The 11631-nt window shown below is 56.0% G+C and carries 19 protein-coding genes; 18 read left to right on the forward strand and 1 reads right to left on the reverse strand.

The genetic code is table 11. The annotated features are described in order from the left end of the window. Positions 1-7: 7 nt before the first annotated feature. From rplX to dsbD, 18 genes are all read left to right on the forward strand, one after another. The gene (gene rplX / locus O3299_RS22885) at positions 8-322 is read left to right on the forward strand and encodes a 50S ribosomal protein L24 (protein WP_034753204.1); all 315 of its coding nucleotides are present in this window, start codon (positions 8-10) and stop codon (positions 320-322) included. A 6-nt stretch (positions 323-328) separates the two neighbouring features. After that, positions 329-868, forward strand: coding sequence for a 50S ribosomal protein L5 (gene rplE / locus O3299_RS22890; RefSeq protein ID WP_010394421.1), 540 nt, complete (start codon positions 329-331; stop codon positions 866-868). 2 nt (positions 869-870) lie between these two features. Continuing rightward, positions 871-1176 (forward strand): 30S ribosomal protein S14, encoded by a 306-nt coding sequence (rpsN, locus tag O3299_RS22895; RefSeq protein ID WP_010394423.1) that lies wholly within the window; start codon positions 871-873, stop codon positions 1174-1176. A gap of 14 nt (positions 1177-1190) precedes the next feature. After that, positions 1191-1586: a 30S ribosomal protein S8 gene (rpsH, locus tag O3299_RS22900; RefSeq protein WP_034753208.1), complete on the forward strand. Its 396-nt coding sequence runs from the start codon at positions 1191-1193 to the stop codon at positions 1584-1586. 10 nt (positions 1587-1596) lie between these two features. Beyond that, positions 1597-2130 carry a 50S ribosomal protein L6 gene (gene rplF / locus O3299_RS22905; protein ID WP_034778281.1) on the forward strand — a complete coding sequence of 178 codons (534 nt, stop codon included), beginning with the start codon at positions 1597-1599 and terminating at the stop codon, positions 2128-2130. 13 nt (positions 2131-2143) lie between these two features. Continuing rightward, complete coding sequence (rplR, locus tag O3299_RS22910; RefSeq protein ID WP_010394431.1) at positions 2144-2506, forward strand: 50S ribosomal protein L18; 363 nt, start codon at positions 2144-2146, stop codon at positions 2504-2506. Positions 2507-2515: 9 nt separating this feature from the next. Further along, positions 2516-3034, forward strand: a complete 519-nt coding sequence (gene rpsE, locus O3299_RS22915; RefSeq protein WP_010394433.1) for a 30S ribosomal protein S5 — start codon at positions 2516-2518, stop codon at positions 3032-3034. A 10-nt stretch (positions 3035-3044) separates the two neighbouring features. Continuing rightward, a complete protein-coding gene (gene rpmD / locus O3299_RS22920) occupies positions 3045-3224 on the forward strand; it encodes a 50S ribosomal protein L30 (RefSeq protein ID WP_010394435.1) in 180 nt (59 codons plus the stop codon). A 30-nt stretch (positions 3225-3254) separates the two neighbouring features. Beyond that, a complete protein-coding gene (rplO, locus tag O3299_RS22925; protein ID WP_034753211.1) occupies positions 3255-3686 on the forward strand; it encodes a 50S ribosomal protein L15 in 432 nt (143 codons plus the stop codon). A 32-nt stretch (positions 3687-3718) separates the two neighbouring features. After that, positions 3719-5053, forward strand: a complete 1335-nt coding sequence (gene secY, locus O3299_RS22930; RefSeq protein WP_010394438.1) for a preprotein translocase subunit SecY — start codon at positions 3719-3721, stop codon at positions 5051-5053. Positions 5054-5071: 18 nt separating this feature from the next. Further along, complete coding sequence (gene infA, locus O3299_RS22935; protein ID WP_005663428.1) at positions 5072-5290, forward strand: translation initiation factor IF-1; 219 nt, start codon at positions 5072-5074, stop codon at positions 5288-5290. A gap of 42 nt (positions 5291-5332) precedes the next feature. Further along, positions 5333-5446 (forward strand): 50S ribosomal protein L36, encoded by a 114-nt coding sequence (rpmJ, locus tag O3299_RS22940; protein WP_010394471.1) that lies wholly within the window; start codon positions 5333-5335, stop codon positions 5444-5446. Between the two features lie 14 nt (positions 5447-5460). Next, the gene (gene rpsM, locus O3299_RS22945; RefSeq protein WP_046681666.1) at positions 5461-5826 is read left to right on the forward strand and encodes a 30S ribosomal protein S13; all 366 of its coding nucleotides are present in this window, start codon (positions 5461-5463) and stop codon (positions 5824-5826) included. Between the two features lie 17 nt (positions 5827-5843). Further along, a complete protein-coding gene (gene rpsK / locus O3299_RS22950) occupies positions 5844-6248 on the forward strand; it encodes a 30S ribosomal protein S11 (protein ID WP_010394475.1) in 405 nt (134 codons plus the stop codon). Between the two features lie 258 nt (positions 6249-6506). Continuing rightward, positions 6507-7130: a 30S ribosomal protein S4 gene (gene rpsD / locus O3299_RS22955; protein WP_010394478.1), complete on the forward strand. Its 624-nt coding sequence runs from the start codon at positions 6507-6509 to the stop codon at positions 7128-7130. A gap of 106 nt (positions 7131-7236) precedes the next feature. Further along, positions 7237-8214, forward strand: coding sequence for a DNA-directed RNA polymerase subunit alpha (gene rpoA / locus O3299_RS22960; protein ID WP_008444343.1), 978 nt, complete (start codon positions 7237-7239; stop codon positions 8212-8214). A 133-nt stretch (positions 8215-8347) separates the two neighbouring features. Then, positions 8348-8740: a 50S ribosomal protein L17 gene (gene rplQ, locus O3299_RS22965; protein WP_034753219.1), complete on the forward strand. Its 393-nt coding sequence runs from the start codon at positions 8348-8350 to the stop codon at positions 8738-8740. A gap of 173 nt (positions 8741-8913) precedes the next feature. Next, complete coding sequence (gene dsbD / locus O3299_RS22970) at positions 8914-10863, forward strand: protein-disulfide reductase DsbD (protein ID WP_305063275.1); 1950 nt, start codon at positions 8914-8916, stop codon at positions 10861-10863. Positions 10864-10934: 71 nt separating this feature from the next. Here dsbD and O3299_RS22975 read toward each other — a convergent pair whose 3' ends face one another. Beyond that, the gene (locus tag O3299_RS22975; protein WP_305063276.1) at positions 10935-11471 is read right to left on the reverse strand and encodes a Spy/CpxP family protein refolding chaperone; all 537 of its coding nucleotides are present in this window, start codon (positions 11469-11471) and stop codon (positions 10935-10937) included. Between the last annotated feature and the right edge of the window lie 160 nt (positions 11472-11631).

An 11631-nucleotide genomic window follows, 5' to 3' on the forward strand; every position in this document is an offset into this window, starting at 1 on the left:
AGTCGTAATGGATAAGATTCGTAAAAACGACGAAGTCATCGTTCTGACCGGGAAAGACAAGGGCAAACGTGGTGTGGTACAGCAGCGTATCGATGCTGAACATATCGTGGTTGACGGCATTAACATCGCTAAAAAAGCGACTAAGCCAAACCCGATGACTGGCGTAACTGGTGGTATCGTCGATAAGACCATGCCAATTCACGTGTCCAACGTTGCATTGTTTAATGCAGCGACTGGCAAGGCAGATCGCGTGGGTTTCAAAGAAGTGGACGGCAAGAAAGTTCGCATCTTTAAATCCTCCGGCGAAGTAGTGAAGGCTTAAGAAATCATGGCACGTCTCCAAGAATTCTATAAAGAAAAAGTCGTTGCCGACCTGACCAGCAAGTTTGGTTACAAGTCGGTAATGGAAGTTCCACGCCTGACCAAGATCACCCTGAACATGGGTGTTGGTGAGGCTATCGCGGATAAAAAAGTTCTCGAGCACGCAGTTGCTGACTTGACCAAGATCGCCGGCCAGAAGCCAGTGACCACCAAGTCCCGCAAAGCGATCGCAGGCTTCAAAATCCGTGAAGGTTACCCGATCGGTACGATGGTCACCCTGCGCGGCGCTCGGATGTACGAGTTCCTGGATCGCTTCATTACCGTGGCTCTGCCGCGCGTACGCGATTTCCGTGGTGTGAACGGCCGTGCATTTGATGGTCGTGGCAACTACAACATCGGTGTCAAGGAACAGATCATTTTCCCTGAAATCGAATACGACAAGATTGACGCGTTGCGCGGTATGAATATCAGCATCACGACAACCGCTAAGACCGATGACGAAGCCAAAGCTTTGCTCGCCGCCTTTAAATTCCCTTTCAGGAACTGATCATGGCCAAACTGTCACTGATTAATCGTGAGATCAAGCGTGCTGACCTGGTGGCGAAATTCGCCCCTAAGCGCGAAGCTCTCAAGGCCATCGTCGATGACCAATCGAAATCGGAAGAAGAGCGCTACGAAGCTCGCCTGAAATTGCAGGCGCTGCCACGTAACTCGAACCCGACGCGTCAACGTAACCGTTGCGCCATCACTGGTCGTCCGCGCGGCACATTCCGTAAATTCGGTCTGGGTCGTATCAAGCTCCGTGAATTCGCCATGCGTGGTGAAATTCCGGGTATGACAAAAGCAAGCTGGTAATAGGAGAATATGCAATGAGTATGAGCGATCCTATCGCCGATATGCTGACCCGCATTCGCAATGCACAAGGCGTGCAAAAGACGACCGTGGCCATGCCATCGTCGAAAGTCAAAATTGCGATTGCCAGCGTCCTGAAGGACGAGGGTTACATTGAAGATTTCGCTGTTGCCGAAGCTGGTGGCAAAGCGGAACTGAAAATCGGTTTGAAGTATTATGTTGGCCGTCCCGTCATTGAGCGCTTGGAGCGCGTGTCCCGTCCGGGTCTGCGCGTCTACAAGGGTAAAGACGAGATCCCTGTTGTGATGAATGGCTTGGGTGTGGCGATCGTGTCGACTCCGCAAGGCGTCATGACTGACCGCAAAGCACGCGCTACCGGTGTCGGCGGCGAAGTTATTTGCTACGTGGCTTAAGGAGTTACACATGTCTCGAGTAGCTAAAATGCCTATCGTAGTGCCAGCTGGCGCCGAAGTCGCCATCTCCGCACAAGCGATCACCGTAAAAGGCCCGCTGGGCGTACTTTCCCAGGCCCTCACCGGCCAGGTCAAAGTGGAAAACAATGCAGGAACCCTGAGTTTCGACGTGGCGAACGACAGCCGCGAAGCCAATGCCATGTCCGGCACGCTGCGCGCACTGGTCAACAACATGGTTGTTGGCGTCACCAAGGGTTTCGAGAAAAAGCTGAACCTGGTAGGCGTGGGTTACAAGGCGCAAGCTCAAGGCGACAAGCTGAATCTGTCCCTGGGTTTCTCGCACCCTGTAGTGCATGACATGCCAGCTGGCGTTACCTGCGCAACACCAACCCCGACCGAGATCCTGATTAAAGGTATCGACCGTCAACAGGTTGGCCAGGTAGCCGCTGAAGTTCGTGCTTACCGCGCTCCTGAGCCTTATAAAGGCAAGGGCGTTCGCTATGCGGACGAAGTGGTTAAGCTTAAAGAAACCAAGAAGAAGTAATTAGGGGCTGACGATGGATAAGAAAGAATCACGGCTTCGCCGCGGACGCCAAACCCGCATCAAGATTGCGGAATTGAAAGTAAATCGCTTGTCGGTGCATCGCACCAACCTGCACATTTACGCCAACCTGATCAGCCCGGACGCTAAAGTCCTGGTTTCGGCCTCGACGGCTGAAGCGGAAGTTCGCGCTGAACTGGCAGGCCAATCCGGCAAAGGCGGCAATGCCGCTGCTGCAGCCTTGATCGGCAAGCGCGTCGCTGAAAAAGCGTTGAAAGCAGGGATTACCGAAGTTGCGTTTGACCGCTCCGGTTTCCGTTACCACGGCCGTGTGAAAGCGTTGGCAGAAGCCGCACGCGAAGCCGGTCTGAAGTTCTAAGGATCAATCATGGCAAAAATGCAAGCAAAAATGCAAAGCGACAAGCCGGATGATGGCATGCGCGAAAAAATGATCGCGATCAACCGCGTGACCAAAGTGGTCAAGGGTGGTCGTATCATGGGTTTCGCCGCGCTGACCGTAGTTGGTGATGGCGATGGCCGCGTCGGCATGGGCAAGGGCAAATCGAAAGAAGTGCCAGTTGGCGTGCAGAAGGCAATGGAAGAAGCCCGTCGCAACCTGATCAAAGTACCGCTCAAAAACGGTACCTTACATCACACGGTTGTTGGTCGTCACGGCGCCTCCAAGGTCCTGATGAACCCAGCTAAGCCTGGTACTGGCGTTATCGCTGGTGGCGCAATGCGCGCTATCTTCGAAGTGATGGGCGTGACGGACGTGGTGGCGAAATCCACCGGTTCGAACAACCCATACAACCTGGTACGCGCTACGCTGGACGGCCTGTCGAAAATGAGCACTGCTTCCGATATCGCTGCCAAACGCGGCAAGTCGGTCGAAGACATTCTGGCTTAAGGTGGACAAAATGACAAACACAGTCAAAGTGCAATTGGTCAAGGGCTTGATCGGTACGCGCGAATCGCATCGCGCTACCGTGCGCGGTCTGGGTCTGCGTCGTGTAAATTCGGTTTCCGAATTGCAAGACACCCCATCCGTACGCGGCATGATCAATAAAGTATCGTATCTCGTTAAAGTTGTCGGGTAAGCCTTCGGGCTTACACGAACGGAGCAAATCATGGAATTGAATACTATTGCACCAGCCGAAGGCGCTAAGCACTACAAGCGTCGCGTCGGTCGCGGTATCGGCTCCGGCCTGGGTAAAACCTCGGGTCGTGGTCACAAAGGTCAGAAATCGCGTTCGGGCGGCTTTCATAAAGTCGGTTTCGAAGGCGGTCAGATGCCTCTGCAACGCCGTCTGCCTAAGCGCGGTTTCAAATCGATGCACGCAACCTTCAAAGCTGAAGTGCGCCTGTCCGATCTGAACAACCTGGCTGTTGGCGATGTCGACATTCTGGTCTTGAAGCAAGCTGGCGTTCTGGGCGTGTTGGCCCGTGACGTGCGCGTGATCTTGTCCGGCGAAATCACCAAAGCGGTGAATTTGAAGGGCTTGAAAGTGTCCGCTGGCGCGAAAGCAGCCATCGAAGCAGCCGGCGGCTCGGTAGCCTGAGTTGACCGCTAACAGCTTGATCGGAGCGAAAATTGGCGACTAATCCACAACTTGCTAAAAGTGCAGCGGCCGGTTTCCCTTGGGGACGGCTCTGGTTTTTGCTTGGCGCATTGGTGGTTTATCGTATCGGTGCTCACGTCCCGGTTCCCGGGATTGACCCGACACAATTAGCCTCGCTGTTCAAGGAGCACGAAGGCGGCGTCCTGGGCATGTTCAACATGTTCTCGGGCGGTGCCTTGTCTCGTTTTACAGTGTTTGCGCTGGGTATCATGCCTTATATCTCGGCCTCGATCATCATGCAATTGCTGTCGATCGTGTCACCGCAGATGGAAGCGTTGAAAAAAGAAGGCGAAGCAGGTCGTCGCAAGATCACCCAGTACACCCGGTATTTCACGGTTGCCCTGGCACTGTTCCAAGCGTTAGGCATTGCAGTCGCACTGGAGTCGCAAGCTGGTCTGGTGTTGGAACCTGGTCTTGCATTCCGCTTCGTGACGGTCGTCACTTTGTTGACCGGAACAATGTTTTTGATGTGGTTGGGTGAGCAAATTACCGAGCGTGGCTTGGGGAATGGCATCTCGATCATCATTTTTGCCGGGATTGCAGCAGGTCTGCCGTCGGCGTTGGGTGGCTTGTTCACTCAGGTGTCGAATGGTTCGATCGGCAGCTTCAGCGCGATTTTCATCGTGATCCTGGTAGCACTGGTAACGTACTTCGTCGTATTCGTCGAACGTGGTCAGCGCAAAATATTGGTCAATTACGCGAAGCGCCAGGTAGGCAACAAGATTTATGGCGGTCAAACCAGCCATTTGCCGTTGAAGCTGAACATGGCCGGCGTGATCCCGCCGATCTTTGCTTCTTCGATCATCTTGTTCCCGGCCACTATCGTGGACTGGTTTTCAAAGGGCGCCGACAATGCTAACCCTGCGGTGCGGTTCTTGAAAGATTTGGCAGCATCGATGGGGCCTGGTGAGCCTATCCATGCGCTGTTGTACGCAGTGGCGATCGTGTTTTTCTGTTTCTTCTATACAGCGCTGGTCTTTAACAGCAAGGAAACAGCGGATAACTTGAAGAAAAGCGGTGCGTTCATTCCCGGGATCCGTCCAGGCGAACAGACAGCCCGTTACATCGACAAGATCCTGACACGCTTGACACTTGCCGGCGCAGTCTACATCACCCTGGTGTGTTTATTGCCGGAATTTATGCAAGCCCAGTGGAAAGTACCATTCTATTTCGGCGGTACTTCTTTATTGATTATTGTAGTTGTCACCATGGATTTCATGGCGCAAGTACAGAACTACGTGATGTCGCAGCAATATGATTCACTGCTGCGCAAAGCAAATTTCAAGGGCGGAATTCCGACGCGTTAAGCGCGGTAAACATACCGAATGGCAAAAGACGACGTCATACAGATGCAGGGCGAGATTCTTGAGAATCTCCCAAATGCAACATTTCGAGTGAAGCTGGAGAACGGACACGTGGTGCTCGGGCATATTTCAGGTAAAATGCGGATGAACTATATTCGCATTCTCCCTGGAGACAAGGTGACGGTGGAGTTAACGCCGTACGACCTGAGCCGAGCCCGCATTGTGTTCCGTACCAAGTAACACACTGAATCAAACCAAAGAAGCGAAAGAAAGAGCCCAAAAATGAAAGTTCTCGCATCAGTCAAGCGGATCTGCCGCAACTGCAAGATCATCAAGCGCAAAGGCGTAGTCCGCGTTATCTGCGTGGAACCACGTCACAAGCAGCGTCAAGGTTAATCGAGGAATAACAAATGGCACGTATTGCAGGGGTTAATATCCCAAATCATCAGCATACCGTTATCGGCCTGACGGCCATCTACGGTGTGGGCCGTCCACGCGCAGAGAAAATCTGTGCATCGACCGGTGTAGCAACCAACAAAAAGATCAAAGATCTGGATGACAGCGAACTGGAAAAGCTGCGCGATGAAGTAGGTAAATTCATCGTCGAAGGCGATCTGCGTCGTGAACTGTCCATGAACATCAAGCGTTTGATGGATCTGGGTTGCTACCGCGGCATGCGTCATCGTAAGGGTCTGCCTTGCCGTGGCCAGCGTACGCGTACGAACGCACGTACCCGCAAGGGACCGCGTAAAGCCGCTCAATCGCTGAAAAAATAATCCGCTAGGGAATAATTATGGCTAAGTCGCAAAATAACGCCGCATCAGCACGCGTGCGTAAAAAAGTTAAAAAGAACGTCGCTGAAGGCATCGCGCATGTCCACGCTTCGTTCAATAACACCATCATTACCATCACCGATCGTCAAGGCAATGCCTTGTCGTGGGCTACCTCCGGCGGTGCAGGCTTCAAGGGTTCGCGTAAATCGACCCCATTCGCAGCGCAGGTCGCCGCGGAAGCCGCTGGTAAAGTGGCTGTTGAGTGTGGTGTGAAGAACCTGGAAGTACGTATCAAGGGCCCAGGTCCTGGTCGTGAGTCCGCCGTTCGCGCGCTGAACAACCTGGGCATCAAGATCACCGAGATCCAGGACGTGACGCCGGTACCGCACAACGGTTGCCGTCCACCGAAACGTCGTCGTATCTAAGATAGTGTTGCAGAGGGCGCTTCGGCGCCAGCTGCTTTGCTGTCTGTTGTAACTCAGTACAGTTGTGTGAAAACGCTGGAGCAGGGAGCCGGAAACGGTTATACTGCCCGGCTGTTCTTGCCTGTCAAATCCTGTTTGACGGGTTTTTCGTTTTCAGCCACCGTCTGATTGAAACCAAATCAGACTAGCGCCTAACCGCATCAGTGTGTTTGATCATGCATGTGGCTGGGGCGTTATCATTTAAAAAAAGGAAGTATCGTGGCACGTTATATCGGACCTAAAGCAAAACTTTCCCGCCGTGAAGGTACAGACCTGTTCCTGAAGAGCGCACGTCGCTCGCTGGACAGCAAGTGCAAACTGGACGTCAAGCCAGGCCAGCACGGTGTCAAATCCGGCGCCCGCACCTCGGACTACGGTAACCAACTGCGCGAAAAGCAAAAAGTCAAGCGCATGTACGGCGTGCTGGAACGTCAATTCCGCCGCTACTTCGCTGAAGCAGACCGTCGTAAAGGCAACACCGGCGAAACGCTGTTGAAGTTGCTGGAAACGCGTCTGGACAACGTTTGCTACCGCATGGGCTTTGGCTCGACCCGCGCTGAAGCGCGTCAATTGGTCAGCCACAAAGCGTTCACCGTGAACGGTATCGTTGTGAACATCGCTTCGTACGCAGTCAAAGTTGGCGACATCGTTGCTGTTCGTGAAAAATCGAAAAAGCAAGTGCGTATCGTTGAAGCACTGTCGCTGGCTGAACAAGTTGGTATGCCTAGCTGGGTTTCGGTTGATGCCAAGAAAATGGAAGGCACCTTCAAGTCCCTGCCAGAGCGTAACGAAATCGCTAACGACGTCAACGAATCGCTGATCGTCGAGCTGTACTCGCGTTAATAGTAGTTAGCAAGACTCCCGCCCACTCACTTTCTTGAGTGGGCGTTTTACTAATGCCATCAGCCTTATCGGTGTAATGAGCCGAGGGTATTGAAAAGGACATTTCATGCAAAACAGTTTGTTGAAGCCACGTATTATCGATGTTGAAGCTCTCGGTGCAGGTCACGCCAAGGTCGTGATGGAACCGTTCGAGCGCGGCTATGGCCACACATTGGGTAACGCGTTGCGCCGCGTTCTGCTGTCGTCGATGGTAGGCTACGCGCCGACCGAAGTGACGATCGCTGGCGTCGTCCACGAATATTCCTCCCTCGATGGCGTGCAAGAAGACGTCGTCGATCTGTTGCTGAACTTGAAGGGTGTGGTTTTCAAAGTCCACAACCGCGATTCGGTAACCCTGACCCTGAAAAAAGAAGGCGAAGGCGCCATCCTGGCCTCCGACATCGACCTGCCGCATGACGTCGAACTGATCAACCCTGACCACGTGATCGCCCACCTGACCGCTGGTGGCAAGCTGGACATGCAGATCAAGGTTGAAAAAGGCCGCGGCTACGTTCCTGGTAACGTGCGTCGCCTGTCGGAAGACACGAACAAGACCATCGGCCGCATCATCCTGGATGCGTCGTTCTCGCCAGTGCGCCGTGTATCGTACTTCGTTGAATCGGCCCGCGTTGAACAGCGTACCGACCTGGATAAGCTGATCATCAACATCGAAACCAACGGCGTGATCTCGCCGGAAGAAGCGATCCGCCAGTCGGCCCGCGTCCTGGTGGACCAGTTGAATGTGTTCGCTGCCCTGGAAGGCACGGAAGCCGCCGCCGAAGCGCCATCGCGCGCTCCGCTGGTCGATCCTATCCTGTTGCGTCCAGTCGACGACCTGGAGTTGACCGTGCGTTCGGCGAACTGCCTGAAAGCGGAAAACATCTACTACATCGGCGACCTGATCCAACGTTCGGAAAACGAACTGCTGAAAACGCCAAACCTGGGCCGCAAGTCCCTGAATGAAATCAAGGAAGTGCTGGCATCGCGCGGCTTGACCTTGGGCATGAAGCTGGAAAACTGGCCGCCTGCCGGCCTGGAAAAGTAATACGTAGTTGTAGCAAACTGCCTGGGACAGGTGTCCCAGGCTTTTATTTTGTAGCACCAAACCGGCCCGCGATGAAGCTTCCGCCTCATTGATCGAAGAGCTGGAATTTAAACACTCACCGAAAGGATTTATCATGCGTCACGGTCACGGCCTCCGTAAACTGAATCGTACCTCGTCCCACCGTCTGGCAATGCTGCGCAACATGACAGTATCGCTGCTGCGTCACGAAGCGATCAAAACCACCCTGCCAAAAGCAAAAGAACTGCGCCGCGTTGTCGAGCCAATTCTGACCCTGGGCAAAACCGACTCCCTGGCAAACAAGCGTCTGGCCTTCAACCGCCTGCGCGACCGTGAAATGGTCGTCAAACTGTTCGCTGAACTGGGCCCACGTTTCGCCAACCGTAACGGTGGTTATGTGCGTATCCTGAAAATGGGTTTCCGCGTCGGCGATAACGCTCCTATGGCGTTCGTTGAACTGATGGATCGTCCAGATACGACCGAAGCAGTTGAAGTTGCTGGCGAGTAATCCCAGTAATTGCATCTGAGAAAGCCAGGCCTAGCCTGGCTTTTTTGTTTTCTGCTGCAGCTATCCTTGCTGCGGTGTACTATTCTTCTTTCGCGCCGGCCCGGCACAAGCGCTGCCCGCTCCGCGCGACTCTTGTCGAATGGCACAGCTGATGCCGCAGAAAAAGGTTGTTCATGTCCCGTTTCCCTTCCAGCGCCACCGCGCGCGCCGCTCCCCTACATCAACTGCTGATCTGGCTTGCCACCTGTCTGCTGCTGGCCATGGCCGTCTTTGGCGCCAATCAGGCCCGTGCCGACGATGAATTCCTCGATCCCGAGCTGGCGTTTAAATTTTCCGCGCGCATGCAGGACCCGTCCACCATTGCCGTCACCTATGTGATTGCCGATGGCTACTATATGTACCACGAGCGCTTCAAGTTCGAAGCCGTGGGCGCCAAGCTGGGTACGCCAGTTTATCCGAAGGGCAAGGTCAAGTTCGACGACACTTTCCAGAAGAACGTGGAAACCTTCCGCCAGACCCTCACCATCACCATTCCCGTGGAAGCGGCCGGCGCGTTCACCCTGAAGGCGACGGGCCAGGGCTGCTCGGACAAGGGCCTGTGCTATGCGCCGCAGGATGCCACGGCCCAGCTGGTAGGCGGTGGCGGCGGCCAGAGCATGGCGCCGGGCGGCTTGCCGTCGAAGTTCGCCTTGCCGGCCGCGCCGGCAGTCGACACGGCCGCCGTCAACGGCCCGCAGGCGCAGGCGTCGCCCGGCGTGTCCGTCATGAGCATTCCCCAGGCCAATATCACCAGCACGCCCGAGCCGGTAGCGGCAGCGCCCGTGGCGGCCAGCCCTGCGCCCGCGCAAAGCGAGATGGGCAAGATCGAAGCGGCCCTGAAGGGCGGCAAGCTGCTCGTCATCGTGCCCCTGTTCATGCTGCTGGGCCTGGGCCTGGCATTTACGCCGTGCGTGTTGCCGATGGTGCCGATTTTGTCGTCGATCATCATCGGCGATGGCGCCAAGGTCAGTCGTTCGCGCGGCTTGCTGCTGTCGCTGACGTACGCGTTGGGCATGGCCATCGTCTACACGGCGCTGGGCGTGGCGGCCGGCCTGGCAGGCGAAGGCCTGGCGGCCCAGCTGCAAAATCCGTGGGTGCTGGGCTTCTTTGCCCTGCTGATGGCAGGCCTGGCGCTGTCGATGTTCGGCTTGTATGAGCTGCAAGTGCCGGCTTTCCTGCAAGGCAAGCTGACGTCCGTGTCGAACCAGCAATCGTCGGGCCGCCTGGCGGGCGTGTTCGTCATGGGCGCCATTTCCGCCCTGATCGTGGGGCCCTGCGTGGCCGCGCCGCTGGCCGGCGCCTTGCTGTACATCAGCCAGACGCGCGACGTCGTCATCGGCGGCAGCGCCTTGTTTGCCATGGCGGTGGGCATGAGCGTACCTCTGCTGTTGGTTGGCGTGTCGGCCGGTACCCTGCTGCCCCGTGCAGGCGCCTGGATGGACGCTGTCAAGCGCTTCTTTGGCGTACTGCAGCTGGGCGTGGCCTGGTGGCTGGTCTCGCCCGTGCTGCCGGGCGCCGTGCAGATGATGGGCTGGACGGTGCTGTTTGTCGGCTACGGCATGTATTTGCTGGTGGGCAAGAGCGGCGCGAAGAACGCCTGGATCGCCAAGGCCTTCGGCCTCGTGTTTGCCGTGCTGGGCGCGATGCAACTGGTGGGTGTGGCCAGCGGTGGCCGCGATCCGCTGGCGCCGCTGGCCCACCTCGGCGGCGGGCAAGTGCATGCGCAACCGTTTATGCGCGTAAAGACCGTGGCGCAGCTCGATGCGGCGCTGGCCCAGCTCAATGGCAAGCCGGCCCTGCTGGACTTTTATGCGGACTGGTGCGTGTCCTGCATCGAAATGGAAAAGCTGACCTTCGTCGATCCCGTCGTGCGCGAGAAGATGGGGCAAGCCGTGCTGCTGCAAGTGGACGTGACGGCCAATGATGCGGACGACAAGGCCATGCTGAAACGTTTTCAGCTGTTCGGCCCGCCTGGCATCATCATGTTCAACCCGCAAGGGCAGGAAATCGCCCAATCGCGCGTGATCGGTTTCCAGAACGCCGCCACCTTCCTGACCTCGTTGCGCAAGCTCGACGGGCAGTAAGCGGTCACTTGTCTCGCCAATAAGAAAAAGCCTGCATTGCAGGCTTTTTCTGTGTTTACACCCGCTACAACTTAGCCGGCTTTGGGATGCTGCTGCATGTCGTCGTGAGCGCCACGGTGCCCACCGCGGTGGCCGCCGTGCTTGCCGCCAGGCACGCTGTCGTCAAACACTTTCTTTTGCTCCGGGGTCAGCACGGCATAAAAGGTTTTCAGCGAGGCCAGGCGGCTTTCCTGGTTCGCGATGCGCTCCTTCGACATGGCGATCCATTGCTCCATGCGTTCCGGCGCCGACAGCTTGGTCATCGCTTCGCGCTTGGCTTTCCAGTCGCCCATCGGTTTTTTCGGCGCATTGGCGGCCGTGAAAGTGGCCCAGGCCGGTTCCTGCGCGGCCGTCAGCTTCAGTTTGTCGTGCAGGCGGGCCTGGTACTTGGCCATGCGCTCGGCCGGGTTGCCGCCGCGGTGCTGGCCATCGTGTTGCATCTTGGTACTGGCGGCAGGCGCGCTGGCGGCCGCTTCCTGGGCGTGGACGGTCAGCGATGCCGCACCCATGCCGAGTACGCTCATGGCGATGATCAAATTCTTGCGCAAGGTTGTCATTGAGGCGTTCATCTGGATTCCTTTGTAAAAGTGAGGGATGTACATGTTGCTGCACATGAATCCATGTTGGACGCGCCATGTTTCCCCGAAGTGTCCGCTGCCAGACAGTTTGTATCTATATGTTTCTTCGGGTCTCCTATATACAAGACGATACAAATGCGCTGTGCAAGGC

The organism is Janthinobacterium sp. SUN176, assembly GCF_030587335.1.
In the GTDB taxonomy this organism is placed as follows: domain Bacteria; phylum Pseudomonadota; class Gammaproteobacteria; order Burkholderiales; family Burkholderiaceae_D; genus Janthinobacterium; species Janthinobacterium kumbetense.